This is a genomic window from Flavobacterium sp. MK4S-17 (assembly GCF_009848495.1).
Lineage (GTDB): Bacteria > Bacteroidota > Bacteroidia > Flavobacteriales > Flavobacteriaceae > Flavobacterium.
Map to the genome: position 1 here is coordinate 69,340 of NZ_WWEP01000006.1, position 19,807 is coordinate 89,146.

Sequence of the window (19,807 nt, forward strand, 5' to 3'; positions counted from 1 at the left end):
TAGTATTTTTGACAAACTTTCAACTGAATGCAGTTTAAACACCCGGAAATCCTTTACTTCCTTTTCCTTTTGGTGCTACCAATATTGGTGCATTTGTTTCAGTTACGCCGCTTTAAAAAAGAATACTTTACCAATGTCAGGTTTTTAAAGGAACTAACTATACAAACCCGTAAAAGCTCTAAAATAAAAAAGTGGTTACTGCTTATTACGAGGCTTTTACTGCTGGCCTTTTTAATTTTTGCTTTTGCCCAGCCTTTTTTTAAAGCCAAAGACAGCGCAAATGCAGGTAATGAAATGGTAATACTGCTGGATAACTCTTTTTCAATGCAGGCAAAAGGAAGTAAGGGCGAGCTTCTTAAAAGGGCTGTGCAGGATTTACTTGAAAACATTCCAGATGAAAGGCAGTTTACCCTTGTTACCACTACAGGGGTTTACAGGGATACCGATATAAAATCAATACAAAAAGAACTGCAAAATTTACAATACAGCGATATTGCTTTCCGCCCTGATTTTTTACTTACAAAGGCCGGAATAAAAAACAACGCAAAAAGTATTGATGCCATAGTTATTACCGATGCTGTAAACCTTGATACCAAAGATATCAGCAGCTTTAATGCGGAAAATCCGGTATATTTTATAGTACCCGAAGCAGAAAACAAAAGCAATATTGCTATTGACAGTGTATATATTTCTCAGGTACTGGACAATTTTTATGAGGTTACTGTTACCATGCAGGCCTATGGTAAAACAGATAGTGATGTATCAATAGCACTATATAATGGCAATAACCTTACTGCAAAAACCCTTGTAAAGTTTGATGAAAATAAAAAGCAAAGTGTATTTACATTACCAAAGCAGGACTTTCATGGTTATGTTTCTGTAACCGATAAGAGCCTTGCTTATGATAATACATATTATTTCAGCATATCAAAACCTGAAAAAGCCAATGTAATAGCTATTGGCAATGATGAAAAAAATAATTTCCTTTCCCGTATTTATACTGCTGATGATTTTAATTATACTTCAACGGCATTGCGCACGCTTGATTATAACAGCCTGCAAAAGCAGGATGCTATTATATTAAATGAACTGGATGAAATACCACAGGCGCTTATAACCACATTAAAATCGTTTTATAATGAAGGCGGTAATATAATTATTATCCCTTCAGAAAAAAGCAGCCTCCAAAACCTTAACCAGCTATCATCTGAATTTGGCGGTACAGCTTTTACTGCTGCGGCTACAGGCAAACGCCAGATAACTAAAATAGCTTTTAGCCATCCGCTATACCAAACGGTTTTTGAAAAACGTACAGACAATTTCCAGTATCCTGAAATAAATTCAGGTTTTGTACTATCCGGCAGCGGGCTGCCTGTACTTTCTTTTGCAGACCAAACACCATTCCTGGCATCAGTTACCAACGGTATAGGCAACGCCTACATATTTGCAGGAGCCATTAATAAGCAAAACAGTAATTTTCAAAATTCACCGCTAATTGTGCCCACATTTTTCAACATGGCGCAAAATAGCGGCAAAACGGGCATAAATGCATTTACCATAGGGCAAAACCACAGCCTGCTGCTTGATGCAGTACTTTCTAAAGATGAAGTGCTTACGGTAAAAAATGAAACTGCAGATTTTATACCCATGCAGCAAATACTTAACAACAGGGTGAAGCTATCTTTTGGCGATTATCCTGAAACAGCAGGCAACTACAGTATTTATAAAAAAGGAGAAAAACTTAAAGACATAAGTTTTAACCATGCCCGCACAGAAAGTAACCTGAACCTTGGCAACAAAGCTGTTTTAAATGATTTTACCAAAGTACAGTCCGTGGGCACAGTATTTAATGATATTGATTCTGCACGCACGGCAAATGAATTGTGGAAGTGGTTTGTAATAGGCACGCTTATATTTTTATTGATTGAATTATTTATACAAAAATTTGTAAAATGAACCTGATTTTCAAACAAGCGGTTGTTATAGATAAACACAGCCGGTTTAATAACAAAACTGTAGATATACAGGTTGAAAACGGCACAATAACCAAAATTGCTGATACCATTACGGCAGGCGAAAATTTTGAGGTGGTTGAACTGGAAAACCTGCATATATCACGTGGCTGGTTTGATAGCTCCGTCAGTTTCGGTGAGCCGGGTTTTGAAGACAGGGAAACTATAGCAAACGGGCTTAATACTGCCGCCCTCAGCGGATTTACAGATGTAGCACTGCAACCAAACGGCTACCCTGTTGCGGATACACAGGCTGATATTAGTTTTGTACTTAACCGTGCAGGCAATCATGCAACAACGCTGCACCCTATTGGTGCCCTTACCAAAGGCAGTGAGGGAAAAGACATAGCTGAATTGTTCGACATGAAAAATGCCGGCGCAGTTGCTTTTGGCGATTACAACAAATCAATAACAGATGCCAACATAGTAAAGATAGCATTGCAGTACGTTCAGGACTTTAACGGCTTGGTAATAACTTTTTGCCAAGATGAGAAAATTAAGGGCAAAGGTGTGGTACATGAAGGATATGTAAGTACAAAACTAGGGCTTAAAGGCATACCTGCCCTTGCGGAGGAACTACAGGTAGCCCGCAATTTATTCCTTTTGGAGTATACAGGCGGCAAAATGCATATACCTACAATATCAACGGCCAAATCGGTACAATTGGTGCGCGAGGCAAAGGCAAAAGGATTAAATGTTACCTGCAGTGCAGCAATACATAATCTTACACTTACAGATGATGAACTTACAGGCTTTGATACCCGCTATAAGGTAATGCCGCCACTGCGCACGGAAAGTGAAAGGCTTGCCCTTATAGAAGGTATAAAGGATGGCACCATAGATATGATTACCAGCGACCACAACCCTATTGATATTGAAAATAAAAAACTGGAATTTGACCTTGCCAAAGATGGCACCATTGGGCTTGAAAGTGCAATTGGGGCACTTAGTACTATATTGCCATTAGATTTGGCTATAGAAAAACTAACCGCTGGGAAAAATGTTTTTGGTATTGAAAATCATGTAATAGCAGAAGGAAAGCCTGCCTGCTTTACACTGTTTAACCCTGATTATGCTTTTACCTTTGATAAAGCCCATATAATATCAAAATCTAAAAACTCAGCGTTTTTAGGCAGGCAGTTAAAAGGAAAAGCATACGGCATATTTAATAATGGTAAACTTGTAGTAAACATAAAATAATGAATTACAATAATACTGTAGAACAAGGCAAAACCGCCGCCATTGTAAGCTATTTTACAATTATAGGCACTGTAATAGCAATTTTTATGAACAGCGAACATAAAAACAGTTTCGCTTCATTTCATATCCGGCAAACGCTGGGGCTGTTCCTTACTTTTTTTGCATTGGGTTACCTGGTGGGCTATCTTAACAGTTGGGCGGCTACCTCGGCATTTTACCTTTTTTTCTTTGTATTATGGGTATTCGGCTTTTTAGGAGCAGTGCAGGGTGAAATGAAAGTTGTACCGCTTATAGGGCAGTATTTTCAAAAATGGTTTAAAAATATATAGCAATGGAACTTTCATTATACCACTTGGTTAAAGAGCCCAAAGTCAAGAAAGATAAAAACCCGCTTTTGCTGCTGCTGCATGGGTATGGCAGTAATGAAGAAGATTTATTCTCTTTTGCAGGACAGCTTCCTGATGACTATTTCATAGTATCTGCACGTGCGCCCTATGCTTTGCCGCCTTATGGTAATGCATGGTATGCCATTAACTTTGATGCAGGCATGAATAAATTTTCTGATAATGAGCAGGCTGTACAATCCCGCGACCTGATTGTAAAATTTATAGATGAGCTGTGTAGTGCATATCCTATAGATAATCATAACATTACACTTATCGGTTTTAGCCAGGGCGCAATATTAAGCTATGCAGTATCACTCACCTATCCTGAAAAAATAAAAAGGGTTATAGCATTAAGCGGCTACCTTAACATGGATATAGTTAATAAGGCTTTACATACCGAAAATTTAACAAGGCTGCAATACTTTATATCACATGGCGCGGCCGATCAGGTAATTCCTGTGGAATGGGCGCGTAGAGCCCCTGAATTCCTTAAAAATTTAGGTATTAAGGCAGAATATCATGAATACCCTGCAGGACATGGTGTAGCCCCTCAAAATTTTTATGATTTATTAAGCTGGCTGGAAAAAACCAAATAGGTTAATTTTCTATAGAATCATCGCCAACAACGCGCTCCTCCTCTATGGCTGCCCCGGCATACATAACTTTACCGTTTTGGGTTAATATATACCCGCTGCCCGGTTGCAGCTTCCATTCTCCGGCTGTATAAGGTGCATCTTTGCCCTCCTGGGTAAGTATAATTGTTTTTGTAGTATTGGGCAGGAAAAGCTCTGCTTTATTCCCTTCTTTTTCAAATATTACAAAGGCACTCAGTTCCATGCCTTCTTCCTTAAGGTCATCGGCCGTGTTAAGCCTGTAGCCTTCGTCAAACGGGCGTATGCACTCTCCCCTTAATTCCGACCACTTATAACCTGCAGAAGTTACACAGCCATTGGCATCCTTATCTGTACCAAGTATAACTTTATTGCCTGTTTTTACCTTTACTGCATCATCATCACGGTCTTTTAAAACAAAGTCACACGAAATTAATGCCGGCAGCACCAGCGCCATGAAAATAAGCTTTTTCATTACGTAAAATTAAGGGGTACTAAAAGTACAAAAAATTAATTTGGAACTAAGGTGTTGGAATGTAATAAAGTTTCTGCCGTTTCAAAGGATACATTACCTTCATTATCAATAAAATACTTAATCAGCACTTCACCCCACGCCTGCCCATTGGAAAAATCGGCAATAACCCAGCGGTTGTTCAGTACTTTAATTTTGTTTATTAAAAACGGCCTGCTGTCAATCGGCGGATACTGGATTAAAGTATTACCCGTATCACTTTTATTTAAGGCATAAATACCATCACGCACCTTTATGGCTATGCGGTTAATGTCCTGCCCATTAAAGTATTCAATAGCATTAGAATTGTTTTGCAGGGAGAAATAATCTGCCTCGGTTACTCTGTCCTTTTCAGCTTTCAGGCTGTCTTTAAGTACGGCTACCCTATCTGAAAGGCTTTCCGCACGCTGCATTTCATGCTGCTGGCTTTTGCTTAAATACATATACATGAATACATTAATAAGCAGTGAAAAAATAAAAAGGTATAAAAATATATTCTTTTTCATGTTTATATGGTTATTTGTAAGTTGTCAAAAGCTAAAAATACATTGTCCGGCAGCTTTTCCTGCACCTGGTCATGAAAGCCCATCAGGTGGCTGATGTGGGTTAAATAAGCCGTTTCGGGCTTAATCTCTTTTATAAAATCAAGTGCTTCCTCAAGGTTAAAGTGTGTGTGGTGCGGTTCTTCCCTTAATGCACTTACTACTAAAACCTTTACACCTTTCAGCTTATGTTTTTCGTCTGCTGCAATGGTTTTTACATCGGTTAGGTAAGCAAAACTATCGCCAACCCTGTAACCGAAAATTTCAATATTGCCATGCATGGCAAGTATAGGTACAATAGTTTTTCCACCCAGCACAAATGGTTTGTCTTTTATTACCTCAATAGTTTCCACAGATGGCGCGCCGGGGTATTTGTTTTCCTTTTCAAATATATAGTCAAAACGTTTTTTAAGGATTTGCAGTACACGCTTGTGTCCATAAACAGGAATATCGCCCTGCCTGAAAAAAAACGGCCTTATATCATCCAGCCCTGCTGTATGGTCGGCATGTTCATGGGTAAAAAGTATACCGTCAAGCTTCTGGCAGTTGCAGGTAAGCATCTGCTGCCTGAAATCGGGCCCGCAGTCAATAACATACGAATATTCATCCCACTGCAGCCATACCGAAACCCGAAGGCGTTTATCCTTAGGATTGTTACTATGGCAAACAGGGTGGCTGCTGCCAATTACAGGGATGCCCTGCGAGGTGCCGGTACCTAAAAACCATACTTTAACCACAGGTTATTTTTTTACAAAAATAACATTATTTGTTTTATTAAACTGCGGTATTTGCTAACTTTGCGATATATCACTTCCGGCTATGAAACTAACTGAAAATGACATTACGCTAAAAGGCGATAAAATAATTGAGCACGTACCCTCTATTAAAGATAAAACCCTCCGTATAAATCTTAATGAAAATATTTACGGCACTTTTTCCGAAATAGGTGCGGGCCAGGAAACCGTGCGCCATTTTTTCAGGGCAGGCGGTTCTTCCGGTACTATCGCAAAGGCAATGTCAGCTTATGATAAGGATTTTAGCGATGCTATTTACGGTGTTGAGGATGACGGACGTTATGTTACCGAAAGCAGACTGAAAAAAATGCTTACTCATGAAGTGAAAATTATTGAAAGCCGCCTTAAAAGGGATAAACACCCTAATAAAGTATTTTTTAGTTATGCCAATACCGTTGCCACCATAGATTTTGCCAAGCAGTTTAAAGGGCATGGCTGGGTAGGCATTAAATACCAGGTTGAGCCGGATGAAGATTATAATGAAATAATACTGCACATACGCTTTAAGGAGAACGATGCGCGCCTGCAGCAGGAAACATTAGGAATACTGGGTGTCAACCTTATATATGGCGCATTTTATAAATATAACGACCCTAAAAAGCTTTTACGCTACCTGTATGACCACTTGGATAAAGACCAGCTTGAAATAGATACTATTAACTTTTCGGGGCCACGCTTTGCAGATGTTGACAACAGGCTTATGAGCCTTCAATTGGTTAAAAACGGTATGACAGATGCGGTTATGTTTAACCCTGAAGGTAAAAATGTACTGCCCGCAGCAGTACTGTACAAAAAAAATATACTTGCCTTGCGGGGTAGTTTCCGCCCGGTTACTAAGGTAAATATGGATATGTATGAGAAATCATACAGGATGTTTCTTGAAGAAAATAAGGTTGATAAGGACAAAGCCCTTGTGGTTTTTGAAATTACATTATCCAACCTGAGGTCTGAAGGCGAAATTGACGAGCGTGATTTTATGGACAGGGCAGAATTACTTTGCTCACTCGGGCAAAATGTAATGATTTCCAATTTCCAGGAATATTACCGTGTGGTAGAGTATTTTTCAAGCTATACCAAAGCCCGTATGGGGCTGGCAATGGGTGTAAATAACCTTGTGGACATATTTGATGAAAAATATTACCGCCATTTAAGCGGGGGCATACTGGAAGCTTTTGGCAAACTGTTTTACAGGGATTTAAAGGTATTTCTTTACCCAATGAAGGATGAAGAGGGAGAAATCATTAATTCTGAAAACCTTAAGGTACACCCCCGGATGAAGGAACTATACAAATTTTTTAAATTTAACGGTAAGGTTATTGACATACCTGAAGTAAAGGAAGACCACCTGGATATATTTTCAAGGGAAGTTTTAAAAATGATAAGCAAAGGCCAGACAGGATGGGAAGGTATGCTGCCACCCGGCGTTGCAGATATTATTAAAAAGAACCATCTTTTTGGTTACGACCCGAAAAAGCTTCTTGCCGAACAAAATTAAAAAAAGCCCTTTACAAGGGCTTTTTTTAATCACTTAAGTATCTGGCTGGAATGTTCTTTGGTTTTTACTTTATCTATAATCTCCTCAATAATACCATTTTCATCAATAATAAAAGTTGTGCGGTGTATGCCGTCAAATTCCCTACCCATAAACTTTTTGGGACCCCAAACACCAAATGCATGTATCATTTCCTTATTCTCATCTGCTATAAGTGGAAAAGGAAAATTATATTTATCCCTAAATTTACCCTGGGCCTTTTGGTCATCAGCGCTTACTCCTAATAACTCATAATTGTTGGCTTTAAACCGTTCAAAATTATCCCTTAAATCACAGGCTTCTGTAGTACAGCCCGGTGTATTTGCTTTAGGATAAAAGAAAACCACTACCTTTTTGCCTTGGTAATCACTAAGCTTATGCGCTTTACCATCCTGATCTATACCTGAAAAGTCAGGAACTTTATCACCTTTTTTTAATGTTGTCATAACTGTTATATTTGTTTGTATAAAATTACAAAAAATGACCAAGGCTGAAAAGGCGCAATTTGTTATAGATACGCTAAAAAAGATATACCCAACCATACCCATACCTTTAGACCATAAGGACCCTTACACTTTATTGATTGCCGTTTTAATGTCTGCCCAAAGCACGGATGTGCGTGTAAACCAGATAACCCCACTGCTTTTTGAGCGTGCCGATAACCCCAGGCAAATGGTAAAACTGGATGTAGATGAAATAAGGGAAATAATAAAACCCGTTGGGCTTTCCCCTGCCAAAGCTAAAGCTATACACAGGTTATCAGAAATATTACTTGAAAAGCATAACGGGCAGGTTCCTGATAATTTTGAAGACCTGGAAGCGTTACCCGGTGTGGGCCACAAAACCGCCAGTGTGGTTATGAGCCAGGCTTTTGGCGTGCCTGCTTTTCCTGTGGACACACACATACACCGGCTAATGTACAGATGGGGACTGAGCAATGGAAAAAATGTTGTACAGACAGAAAAAGATGCAAAAAAACTTTTTCCCGAGGAATTATGGAATGACCTGCACCTGCAAATAATATGGTATGGAAGGCAATACTCACCCGCGCGGGGATGGAGCCTGGACAAAGATATTATTACAAGAACAATAGGCCGAAAATCGGTGCTGGATGAATATTATAAAAAAACCTCCCGCAAATAAAACGGGAGGTTTTTTCTTAATTAGCTATATTCTCAAAAGTGCCGTTACCTGTTTTAACTATTCTTAATGCTTTGGAAAAGCTAAGCAAAAAATTTATTGTTTCTTTTTTAGGTAACATTTTTGGAGCTGCCAATTTCTTTTTAGAGTAAATTTTTGCCATATAGAATTTGTTTGTTTTCTATATAACGCAAAGCAACTTTTCAATATTGTTTAATTGGTTAAAATAATTTTATTTTTTTCAATAACCTTTCTTAGGTTCATAAGTGCATACCTCATCCTGCCCAGCGCAGTATTAATGCTAACGCCTGTTAAGTCGGCTATTTCCTTAAAACTAAGGTCTTGGTATATGCGCATCTGCAATACTTCCTTCTGGTCATCAGGAAGTTCCTCAATAAGCCTTTGAAGGTCATTTTCAACCTGTTCGGTAATAATCCTGCTTTCAATATTGGGGCTGTTATCGCTCATTATCGAAAAGATGGAAAATTCCTCTGTTTCACGGTACATCGGCATTTTTTTGTTTTTCCTGAAATGGTCAACAATAAGATTGTGCGCAATGCGCATAACCCACGGCAGGAATTTGCCTTCCTCATTATACGAATTTGATTTTAAAGTCCTGATTACTTTAATAAAAGTATCCTGAAAGATATCGTCAGCAATATCCCTGTCGGTTACCTTAGAGTAAATAAAACCATAAATTTTGGATTGGTGCCTCCTGATTAATGCGGCAAGAGCGTTTTCGTCTCCGCCTATATAGTTTTTAACCAGAACAGCGTCGGGGATTACAACATTAGCCATAGAACTACTTTTTAGCGTTTTTTGATTTTGAAATTGATGTTTTGCCTTGCGGCTTCTAAAAAGTATTTTTTTGTATAGGCTATGTTAATTTTAAATTAATACTATGCCAAATATAACATAAATAAATTTTAAAAAACAAGAAACAATTCAAAATTTAACATTATCAGCACAATATGTAATAAAACAATTCATTTTATAAGGCATTTCATTCTTTTTAATGAAGAAAATTAAATTAGCAAGGCTAATGTCTTTATACTTAACTCAAGTGCTAAACTTTTGATGTCTTTAAAGATTTTAATATTAATGAATATAACAAATCCCTTTTCAATCCCTTAACAAAAATTTCCCTGTAAAACCGTATCTTTGCTTATTCAATTTTTGCCATGATAAAGACTGATTTCTCTACTTTAGAACCCAAGAAAAATATACTTATAAAAGGTGCACAACTGCACAACCTCAAAAATATAGATGTAGCCATTCCGCGCAATAAACTGGTAGTAGTTACAGGGCTTTCGGGTTCAGGTAAGTCAAGCCTTGCTTTCGATACACTCTATGCTGAAGGCCAGCGCCGGTATGTGGAAAGCCTTAGCAGTTATGCCCGGCAGTTTTTAGGCAGGCTGGACAAGCCTAAAGTAGAATATATTAAAGGCATAGCTCCCGCTATTGCCATAGAGCAGAAAGTAAACACAACCAACGCCCGCAGTACAGTGGGCACAAGTACCGAAATTTACGATTACCTGAAATTACTATTTGCACGTGTTGGGCGCACTTACTCGCCTGTTTCGGGTCGGGAAGTAAAAAAGCACACTGTAACTGATGTTATAAACGAAGTAAAGGGTTTTGAGGAAAACAGCCGCTGGCTCCTCCTTGCCCCTATCCATACTGAAAAAGGCCGCAGCATAGAAGAAAAGCTTGGCGTATTGCTGCAACAGGGTTTTGCCCGTATACTGGTAGATAATGAAACACTTAGGCTTGATGATCTTGCCGATACAGATTTTACCAATAAGGAAGTATTACTTGTAGTTGACAGGATTGTAGTAAAACACGAAGAAGAGTTTTACAACAGGCTTGCCGATGCAGTGCAAACTGCTTTTTATGAAGGAAAGGGGGAAGCATTCCTCCAGGATGTAAGCACCGGAAACCGGTTGCCTTTCAGTAATAACTTTGAGTTGGACGGCATGGTGTTTCTTGAGCCTAACGTGCACCTTTTCAGTTTTAATAACCCGTATGGTGCCTGCCCAGTGTGTGAAGGCTACGGCAGCATAATAGGTATAGACGAAGAGCTTGTAGTACCCAATACCGCTTTATCGGTTTATGAAAATGCCATTTTCCCATGGCGTGGTGAAAGCATGAGTTGGTACCGCGACCAGTTGGTTAATAATGGGCATAAATTTGACTTCCCTGTACACAAGCCTTATTATCAGCTAAGCGAAAAAGACAGGCAGCTAATTTGGAATGGCAACCGCTATTTTACAGGCCTTAATGACTTTTTTGCCGAACTGGAGGAAAAAAACTATAAAATACAAAACAGGGTTATGCTTTCCCGTTACAGGGGCAAAACCAAATGTCCGGCATGCAAGGGAAAACGCTTAAGGCCGGAAGCCAATTATATCCAGGTAGGCAACCATACCATAAGCGACCTTGTGGATATGCCCATTAAAAACCTTGCAGAATTTTTCAGCGGGCTGCAGCTTTCTGAATACGAGGAAAAAGTGGCTAAACGGCTTTTAGTGGAGATAAATAACCGCCTCCGCTTTTTACAGGAAGTGGGGCTAAGTTATTTAACCCTCAACAGGCGTTCTGCAACGCTATCAGGCGGAGAAAGCCAAAGGATTAACCTTGCTACCTCATTAGGCAGCAGCCTGGTAGGTTCTATGTACATATTAGATGAGCCCAGTATTGGGCTTCACCCTAAAGATACCGAAAGGCTTATTAACGTACTGGAAGGATTGCGTGCATTGGGCAACACTGTTATAGTGGTGGAACATGATGAGGATATAATGAAAGCCGCAGATATGATTATTGATATTGGCCCCGAGGCCGGTACCTTTGGAGGGCAGCTTGTGGCACAGGGCACCTATAACGAAATTTTACAATCAGAATCGCTTACGGCTAAATACCTTAACGGGGATCTTGAAATAGCTGTGCCTAAAAAACGCAGGAAGTTTAAACATCATATAGATGTTATTGGTGCGCGCGAAAATAACCTGAAAAATATAGATGTTACTTTCCCACTGGACTGCCTTACAGTTATAACAGGCGTTTCCGGAAGCGGTAAAAGTACGCTGGTTAAAAAAATACTTTTCCCCGCTATACAAAAGCAACTGGAAGGCGTAGGTGAAAAGGCAGGGCAGTTTACCGAACTGCGGGGCAGCTACAGCCATATAAAACATATTGAGTACGTTGACCAAAACCCTATAGGGCGAAGCTCACGCTCTAATCCGGTAACATACATTAAGGCGTATGATGACATACGTGATTTATTCTCTAAACAAAAACTGTCAAAAATAAGAGGTTACCAGCCCAAGCATTTTTCTTTTAATGTTGACGGCGGGCGCTGCGAAACCTGTAAAGGCGAAGGCGAAGTAACCATAGAAATGCAGTTTATGGCCGATGTGCACCTTGAATGCGAAACCTGCAATGGCAAGCGCTTTAAAAAGGAAATACTGGAAGTAACTTTTGAGGGTAAAAATATTGATGATGTGCTCACCATGACCATTGATGAAGCCGTAGCCTTTTTTGGAGAGCACAAACAGGCAAAAATAATCCAGAAGTTACAGCCATTACAGGACGTGGGGCTGGGGTATGTACAATTGGGGCAAAGTTCCTCTACCCTTTCGGGCGGCGAAGCACAACGTATTAAGCTGGCTTCATTCCTTGTAAAGGGCGCTACCAAAGAAAAGGCACTTTTTGTATTTGATGAGCCTACCACAGGGCTGCATTTTCATGATATTAAAAAACTATTGGCCTCTTTTGACGCACTTTTAGACAAAGGGCACTCCATAATAGTAATTGAACACAACCTTGACCTTATTAAATGTGCCGACTATATTATAGACATTGGCCCTGAAGGTGGTGAAAACGGCGGGCACCTTGTTGCCTTTGGCACTCCTGAGGAAGTGGCCAAAAACCCAAAATCAGTTACGGGGGAATATCTTAGGGATAAGTTATAGCAGTAAATAATACATTTTCATGTAAACAAATAATTGACTATTTTCGTACGCACAATTTAACAGCAAATTATTTTTTACTGATGAAATACGATATTATTGTTTTAGGGAGCGGCCCGGGTGGTTATGTAACAGCAATCAGGGCATCGCAGTTAGGCTTTAAAGTAGCCATAGTTGAAAAAGAAAACCTTGGTGGAATTTGCCTTAACTGGGGCTGCATACCCACAAAAGCCTTATTAAAAAGCGCACAGGTTTTTGACTACCTGAAACATGCATCTGATTACGGGCTTACCGTAAAAGAATTTGATAAAGATTTTGGGGCTGTAATTGCGCGTAGCCGCAGCGTTGCCGATGGCATGAGCAAAGGTGTACAGTTCCTGATGAAAAAAAATAAAATAGAGGTTATAGATGGCGCCGGTAAAGTAAAACCCGGTAAAAAAGTGGAAGTAACCGATAAGGATGGAAAAACCAGTGAAATAAGTGCCGACCATATTATTATTGCAACAGGTGCACGCTCAAGAGAGTTGCCAAACCTGCCACAGGATGGTAAAAAGGTAATTGGTTACCGCCAGGCAATGACTTTGGCAGAACAGCCAAAATCTATGATAGTAGTAGGCTCGGGAGCAATAGGGGTTGAGTTTGCGCATTTTTACAACTCAATGGGTACAGATGTTACCATAGTAGAATTTATGCCAAACATTGTTCCTGTAGAAGATGAGGACATATCAAAACAATTTGAGCGTTCGCTTAAAAAAGCTGGTATAAAAATAATGACTAACTCATCTGTTGAAAAAGTCGATACTTCAGGCAATGGTGTAAAAGCTACTGTTAAAACCGCTAAAGGTGAAGAAGTACTTGAAGCGGACATTGTACTTTCAGCAGTTGGTATAAAATCAAATATAGAAAATATAGGTCTTGAGGAAGTAGGTATTGCTACCGACAGGGATAAAATACTTGTTAACCCCTATTACCAGACGAACATCCGTGGTTATTATGCAATTGGCGATGTTGTGCCGGGACAGGCTTTGGCACACGTAGCTTCGGCAGAAGGAATACTTTGTGTTGAAAAAATTGCAGGGCTTCATGTAGAACCCCTTGATTATGGCAATATTCCCGGATGTACTTATGCAACACCGGAAATTGCTTCCGTTGGGCTTACAGAAAAGCAGGCTAAGGAAAAAGGCTATGAACTTAAAGTCGGTAAGTTTCCTTTTACGGCTTCAGGTAAAGCAAAAGCAGCAGGCACACCCGATGGTTTTGTAAAGGTTATATTTGATGCAAAATATGGTGAATGGCTTGGCTGCCACATGATTGGTGCCGGCGTAACCGATATGATTGCCGAAGCTGTAGTGGCACGAAAACTGGAAACTACAGGACATGAAATACTTAAAGCCGTTCACCCGCACCCTACTATGAGTGAAGCGGTTATGGAAGCTGTAGCCGATGCTTACGGCGAGGTAATACACCTGTAATAAATTATAGAAATTAATACAGTAAAATCCGCTCCTGTTAAAGGGCGGATTTTTTGTAACCAAATAACAATAACGGTTACTAATACATGTACAGTTTTATTAAATTAGCACACAACAAATAACTAAATTCAATGAAAAAATTATTGTTACTGTTCCTGCTTTCAGGAATAGCCTTGTATGCCCAGCCGGGAAAATCAAGGAAGAGAAACCTAACTATACAGGAAGCAACTTATGGCCAGTACCAGGCATTTGCTCCTCAAAGCCTTGTTTCACCTTTATGGAGGCCCGGAGCGCAATCATTAACCCACCTGGATGAAACCTATTCAAATCTTGTAGAATTAAAAGGCCAGTACCAATGGAAAAAGTCGGTATTGCTTTCTAAAGATGAAATAGCTTCTGCACTAAAAGAAAAATTCCCCTCTGATGAATTTATGTTAAGGATTTTTCCCTACGCATATACATGGAAAGACGATAACACTATACTTTTTGATGTGTCAGGTAAAAATAATGCGTATAAGGTACTGTTTGATGTAGAACAAAAAAAAATTACAAAAGCTTTTGCCTTAAACCCAGAAGGTACACAACAGGATTTATCGCCAAATGGTAACAGCGTTGCGTGGCTTAATGAAAACAATATTGTTATTACTACCCTAAGCGGTAAAAATATTAATGTTACTAATGATACTGATAAGGGCATAGTTAACGGTAGCGACTATGTACACCGCCAGGAATTTGGGATAAATAAAGGAATGTGGTGGAGCCCGGACAGCAATAAACTGTTATACTACCGCAAAGACGAAACTATGGTTGCCGATTATCCGCTGGTACAGTGGGCTGAACGTATAGCGCAGGCTAAGGATGTTAAATACCCTATGGCAGGCATGAAAAGCGAGGAAGTAACACTTGTGGTTTATGATGTAGCTTCGGGTAATAAAACAACATTAAAAACTGAAGGCCCTAAAGAGCAGTTTCTTACAACTGTTACATGGTCTCCCGATGGTAAAAATATATTTGTGGGTGTGCTTAACCGCGAACAGAACCACCTTAAGCTTAATAAATATGATGCTGAAAGCGGTAATTTTATAAAAACATTATTTGAAGAAAAAGCCGCTACTTATGTAGAGCCGCTTCATAACCTTACTTTTGTGCCCGGCAATAATAACCAGTTTTTATACCGTACTGAAAAAGATGGCTATGAGCAGCTTTACCTGTATAACACAGATGGCGAACTGCTTAAAAAGCTTTGCTATAAAGATGTGGTTGTAATAAACCTTTTTGATTTTGATGAAAAAGCCAAAGATATATTTTATTTGGGCACTGCCAATAACGGGCTTGAAAGGCAGTTATATAAAGTTAATTTAAAATCAGGTAAAACAACACAGGTAACCACAGGTGCAGGTACACACAGTGTTTTGGTAAGCCAGGATGGTGATTGGGCATTGGATAGCTTCAGCAATGTTTCAACACCAAATGATGTGAGCATCATTAATTTAAAAAATAACAAAACTACCACCCTGTTCAAAGCTGCCGACCCGTATGCAGGGGTTATAGATTTACCAAAAATGGAGCTTGTTACCGTAACAGCGGCTGACGGAAAAACACCTTTGAATGGAAGGCTTATTTATCCTGCCGGTTTTGATGCTGCCAAAAAATATCCTGTAATGCTGTATGTATATGGCGGGCCCCATGCCCAGCTTGTAAGCAATGACTGGCTTGGCGGGGCATCATTATTTGATTATTATATGGCACAGCAAGGCTATGTGGTATTTACGCTGGACAACAGGGGAAGTGATGCGCGCGGCCGCGATTTTGAACACGTAATACACAGGCAACTGGGCCAAAATGAAATGGCCGACCAGATGAAGGGTATAGAGTTTTTAAAAAGCAAACCTTTTGTAAACCAGGATAAAATAGGCGTGTATGGCTGGAGTTTTGGAGGTTTTATGACTACATCGCTTATGCTTAACCATGCCGACATTTTTAAAGTGGGTGTTGCGGGCGGCCCTGTGTGCGACTGGAAATATTATGAAGTGATGTATGGTGAACGCTATATGGATATGCCACAGGAAAACCCTGAAGGATATGATAAAACAAATGTTGTAAATAAAGCCGGGCAGTTACAGGGCAGGCTGCTAATGATACATGGAGCCCAGGATAATGTAGTTGTGCAGCAGCACAGTATGGAATTTATCCAGGCTTGCATTGAAGCCGGGAAACAGGTAGATTATTTTTTATATCCTACCCATGAGCACAATGTGCGGGGCAAGGACAGGTTTCACCTGAATGAGAAAATTGCTGATTATTTTGATACTCACCTCAAAAAATAATTATAGCTGCTACATGAAAAATACCCATTAATGGGTATTGTTTGCAGTTTACCTATAGCTTTACTTTGTAATAGCTTTAAAAAGCAGGTAAAATCAATTTTCTTATCAAAATTGGGGTTTTTGATAGAAGTAAAGGAGGCCATTGGCCTCCTTTATATTTTATATTTGTATATAATATGATTATTAAAAAATATCAGGATCGCCCTTACCTTCCCTAACCACTATGGGCTCATCACCCGAAAGGTCTATTACCGTGGAAGCGGTATTATCACCATACCCGCCATCAATAACAGCATCTACAAGGTTTTGCCATTTTTCAAATATAAGTTCCGGGTCGGTTGAATATTCCAGTATTTCATCATCATCATGTATGGATGTAGATACTATAGGATTACCAAGCTGTTTTACAATTTCCAACGCAATGTTATTGTCAGGAATACGGATACCTACCGTGTTTTTTTTCTTAAACTCCTTAGGCAGGTTATTGTTACCGGGAAGTATAAAGGTGTATGGCCCCGGCAGTGAGCGTTTTAAAATTTTAAACGTACTTGTATCTATCTGCTTAACATAGTCTGATAAGTTGCTGAGGTCATGGCATACAAACGAAAAATTAGCCTTATCCAGTTTAATACCCTTTAACTTTGCAATACGTTCCAGCGCTTTGGTATTAGTTATATCGCAGCCCAAGCCATAAACAGTATCGGTAGGATATATGATAATACCACCGTCCCTCAGTATTTTAATCACTTTGGCTACTTCTCTTTCATTCGGGTTCTCAGGATATATTTTAATGAACTGTGCCATGATAAATCAGTTAAAAATTTAAAATCCTAAATTTACGTGTTTTTTATCTTAACGAATTATTAATATCCAATCACTATATCTTAAAATGATAACTTTAACCTAAAAGAATAGGCTTCATAATATAAAATCCGTGAAACTATTTACATCATTGTAAGATATCCAGCTTTGCAAAACGTAATAACAGTTTTTTTATACCGCCAACTTCAAACTGTATTTCCGCTTTTTTATCTGCACCCACACCTTCTAAATTAAGTACTTTACCCCTGCCAAATCGCTCGTGCATTACCATGTTACCAATAGTAAGCTTTGTATCCGGCATAGCTGCACCACCACCGGCAGGCGAATTACCTGAAACAGGCTTAAGCCTTCTGACATTGGCATCAGGCTTAGGCTCATTATCCGTAACCCATTTGGGCGGAGTACCGTTAACAGGCTTATTTTGCCGTAATTTTGATTTATCTACATCGCCAAAAATATCAGCATTAATCATTGGCTTATACCTGTAATTGTTTTCAGCGGGCGTAAGATATTCCAGAAAACTGTCGGTTATCTCCTCAATAAATCGTGAAGGCTCGCTGTCTACCAGCTTGCCCCAGCGGTAACGCGACTGGGCATAAGTAAGATAAGCCTGATGCTCTGCCCTGGTGAGTGCCACATAAAACAGCCTGCGCTCCTCTTCCAGTTCGCTGCGGGTATTAAGGCTCATAGCACTTGGGAATAAATCTTCCTCCATACCAACAACAAAAACATAAGGAAATTCAAGCCCTTTAGCAAGGTGAATGGTCATAAGCGCCACACGGTCGTCATCACCGGTATCTTTATCAAGGTCGGTAGCAAGCGCAACATCCTCCAGGAATTCGCTTAGGGCACCCCGAGCGCCATCTATTTCCTTTTGTCCCTCAATAAAATCTTTTATACCGTTTAAAAGTTCTTCTATATTTTCAATACGGGCTATACCTTCCGGCGTTGCATCTTTTTTAAGTTCCTGTACAAGCCCTGTTTTTTTGGTTATATGTTCGGCAAGATAAAAAGCGTCCTGTGTTTCGTTTAAAACCTGGAAGCTCTTTACCATTGTTACAAAATCCTGCAGCTTATTTTTAGTACCGCTGTTCAGCCGCAGGTCAATTCTGTCAATATTTTCCATTACCTCAAAAATAGACCGGTCATAATGCTTGGCTGCAACGGTAAGTTTTTCAATGGTGGTATCCCCTATTCCCCTTGCCGGGTAATTAATAACCCGCATAAGGGCTTCCTCATCCTTGGGGTTTATTACCAGCCTTAGGTAAGCCAGTACATCTTTAATCTCCTTGCGCTGGTAAAAAGAAAGCCCGCCATAAATACGGTAAGGTATATCGCGTTTGCGTAAAGCATCCTCTATAGAACGCGACTGCGCATTGGTGCGGTACAATACTGCAAAGCTGCCGTTTTTAAGCTGGTTACGCATTTTTTCCTCAAAAACTGTGCTTGCCACAAAACGGCCTTCCTCACCATCGGTAAGGCTGCGGTGTACTTTTATTTTAGGCCCTTCATCATTGGCAGTCCATACAATTTTATCAAGCTTGGTTTTATTCTTATCGATAATAGAGTTGGCGGCTTCGACTATATTTTTAGTAGAACGGTAATTTTGCTCCAGCCTGTAAAGCTGTACATTATCGTAATCCTTCTGGAAGTTCAGTATATTATTAATGTTGGCTCCCCTAAATGCATATATACTCTGTGCATCATCCCCTACCACACAAATATTTTGGAACCTGTCAGAAAGGGCACGCACAATAAGGTATTGGGAATGGTTGGTATCCTGGTACTCATCTACCAATATGTAACGGAACCTGTCCTGGTATTTCATTAAAACATCAGGAAAACGGTTCAGCAATTCATTTGTCCGTAGTAAAAGGTCGTCAAAATCCATAGCGCCCGATTTAAAACAGCGCTCAACATACTGCTCATAAATTTCACCAAGCCTTGGCTTTTTACTCATAGCATCGGCTTCCTGAAGTTCAGGATTGTTAAAATATGCCTTAACGGTTATTAGGCTGTTTTTATAGGAAGATATACGGCTTAGCACCTGCTTGGGCTTATATATATCCTTATCAAGCTGCATTTCCTTAATAATAGCCGAAATAAGCCTTACACTATCCTGCGTATCATAAATAGTAAAATTGGAAGGAAAGCCTAGTTTGTCCGCTTCAAAACGCAGTATCTTGGCAAAAATGGAGTGAAACGTACCCATCCACAGGTTTTTGGCTTCCGATGGCCCTACAATATCGGCAATGCGGCTTTTCATTTCCCGCGCTGCCTTATTGGTAAATGTAAGTGCAAGTATATTAAAAGCATCAACCCCCTTGCTCATAAGGTAGGCAATGCGCATGGTAAGAACCCTTGTTTTCCCTGAACCCGCACCTGCTATTACAATCATTGGGCCATCCTTTTGCAATACAGGTGCCCTTTGGGCTTCATTTAACTGGCTTATATATTTTTCTATCTCCATCATAACAACTAAAGAAGCAAA

The 19,807-nt window shown here is 39.7% G+C and carries 17 protein-coding genes; 9 read left to right on the forward strand and 8 right to left on the reverse strand.

Going from position 1 to position 19,807, the window contains the following annotated elements:
* The first annotated feature begins 27 nt into the window (after window positions 1-27).
* Genes GSF09_RS02940 through GSF09_RS02955 form a run of 4 tightly spaced genes read left to right on the forward strand, consistent with a single transcriptional unit; the run spans window position 28 to window position 4,194 of the window.
* Entirely contained in the window at window positions 28-1,956 is a 1,929-nt protein-coding gene (locus GSF09_RS02940; protein ID WP_159799439.1) for a BatA and WFA domain-containing protein, read from the forward strand.
* Window positions 1,953-3,212: a dihydroorotase family protein gene (locus GSF09_RS02945; RefSeq protein WP_159799440.1), complete on the forward strand. Its 1,260-nt coding sequence runs from the start codon at window positions 1,953-1,955 to the stop codon at window positions 3,210-3,212. Before GSF09_RS02940 ends, GSF09_RS02945 begins: the two co-directional genes overlap by 4 nt.
* On the forward strand, window positions 3,212-3,541 hold the full coding sequence (locus GSF09_RS02950) for a DUF4870 domain-containing protein (RefSeq protein ID WP_159799441.1): 330 nt from the start codon (window positions 3,212-3,214) through the stop codon (window positions 3,539-3,541). Before GSF09_RS02945 ends, GSF09_RS02950 begins: the two co-directional genes overlap by 1 nt.
* A gap of 2 nt (window positions 3,542-3,543) precedes the next feature.
* Window positions 3,544-4,194, forward strand: a complete 651-nt coding sequence (locus GSF09_RS02955; protein WP_159799442.1) for an alpha/beta hydrolase — start codon at window positions 3,544-3,546, stop codon at window positions 4,192-4,194.
* Between the two features lies 1 nt (window position 4,195).
* Here GSF09_RS02955 and GSF09_RS02960 read toward each other — a convergent pair whose 3' ends face one another.
* From GSF09_RS02960 to GSF09_RS02970, 3 genes are read right to left on the reverse strand one after another with little or no spacing between them, the layout of a single operon-like run.
* A complete protein-coding gene (locus tag GSF09_RS02960; RefSeq protein ID WP_159799443.1) occupies window positions 4,196-4,684 on the reverse strand; it encodes a hypothetical protein in 489 nt (162 codons plus the stop codon).
* A gap of 35 nt (window positions 4,685-4,719) precedes the next feature.
* Entirely contained in the window at window positions 4,720-5,226 is a 507-nt protein-coding gene (locus tag GSF09_RS02965) for a hydrolase (protein ID WP_159799444.1), read from the reverse strand.
* Window positions 5,227-5,228: 2 nt separating this feature from the next.
* Window positions 5,229-5,999, reverse strand: a complete 771-nt coding sequence (locus tag GSF09_RS02970) for an MBL fold metallo-hydrolase (protein WP_159799445.1) — start codon at window positions 5,997-5,999, stop codon at window positions 5,229-5,231.
* An 82-nt stretch (window positions 6,000-6,081) separates the two neighbouring features.
* On the opposite strand from GSF09_RS02970, the gene GSF09_RS02975 reads away from it, so the two are divergent.
* Window positions 6,082-7,551: a TonB-dependent receptor gene (locus tag GSF09_RS02975; protein WP_159799446.1), complete on the forward strand. Its 1,470-nt coding sequence runs from the start codon at window positions 6,082-6,084 to the stop codon at window positions 7,549-7,551.
* 29 nt (window positions 7,552-7,580) lie between these two features.
* On the opposite strand, the gene bcp is transcribed toward GSF09_RS02975, so the two are convergent.
* On the reverse strand, window positions 7,581-8,033 hold the full coding sequence (gene bcp, locus GSF09_RS02980) for a thioredoxin-dependent thiol peroxidase (RefSeq protein ID WP_159799447.1): 453 nt from the start codon (window positions 8,031-8,033) through the stop codon (window positions 7,581-7,583).
* Window positions 8,034-8,067: 34 nt separating this feature from the next.
* Here bcp and nth point away from each other — a divergent pair, with 34 nt between their 5' ends.
* Entirely contained in the window at window positions 8,068-8,730 is a 663-nt protein-coding gene (gene nth, locus GSF09_RS02985; protein ID WP_159799448.1) for an endonuclease III, read from the forward strand.
* 16 nt (window positions 8,731-8,746) lie between these two features.
* Here the strand turns inward: nth and GSF09_RS13745 are convergent, their stop codons facing one another.
* Window positions 8,747-8,890, reverse strand: a complete 144-nt coding sequence (locus GSF09_RS13745; protein WP_201309324.1) for a hypothetical protein — start codon at window positions 8,888-8,890, stop codon at window positions 8,747-8,749.
* Between the two features lie 50 nt (window positions 8,891-8,940).
* Entirely contained in the window at window positions 8,941-9,525 is a 585-nt protein-coding gene (locus GSF09_RS02990) for an RNA polymerase sigma factor (RefSeq protein ID WP_159799449.1), read from the reverse strand.
* A 383-nt stretch (window positions 9,526-9,908) separates the two neighbouring features.
* Between GSF09_RS02990 and uvrA the strand changes: the two genes are divergently transcribed.
* From uvrA to GSF09_RS03005, 3 genes are all read left to right on the forward strand, one after another.
* Complete coding sequence (gene uvrA, locus GSF09_RS02995; protein ID WP_159799450.1) at window positions 9,909-12,698, forward strand: excinuclease ABC subunit UvrA; 2,790 nt, start codon at window positions 9,909-9,911, stop codon at window positions 12,696-12,698.
* An 80-nt stretch (window positions 12,699-12,778) separates the two neighbouring features.
* Window positions 12,779-14,167 carry a dihydrolipoyl dehydrogenase gene (gene lpdA, locus GSF09_RS03000; RefSeq protein WP_159799451.1) on the forward strand — a complete coding sequence of 463 codons (1,389 nt, stop codon included), beginning with the start codon at window positions 12,779-12,781 and terminating at the stop codon, window positions 14,165-14,167.
* Window positions 14,168-14,298: 131 nt separating this feature from the next.
* On the forward strand, window positions 14,299-16,494 hold the full coding sequence (locus tag GSF09_RS03005) for a DPP IV N-terminal domain-containing protein (protein ID WP_159799452.1): 2,196 nt from the start codon (window positions 14,299-14,301) through the stop codon (window positions 16,492-16,494).
* Window positions 16,495-16,677: 183 nt separating this feature from the next.
* Here the strand turns inward: GSF09_RS03005 and GSF09_RS03010 are convergent, their stop codons facing one another.
* Both GSF09_RS03010 and GSF09_RS03015 read right to left on the reverse strand, forming a co-directional pair.
* Complete coding sequence (locus GSF09_RS03010) at window positions 16,678-17,298, reverse strand: L-threonylcarbamoyladenylate synthase (protein WP_159799453.1); 621 nt, start codon at window positions 17,296-17,298, stop codon at window positions 16,678-16,680.
* A 145-nt stretch (window positions 17,299-17,443) separates the two neighbouring features.
* Window positions 17,444-19,789: an ATP-dependent helicase gene (locus tag GSF09_RS03015; protein WP_370515971.1), complete on the reverse strand. Its 2,346-nt coding sequence runs from the start codon at window positions 19,787-19,789 to the stop codon at window positions 17,444-17,446.
* Window positions 19,790-19,807 lie beyond the last annotated feature (18 nt).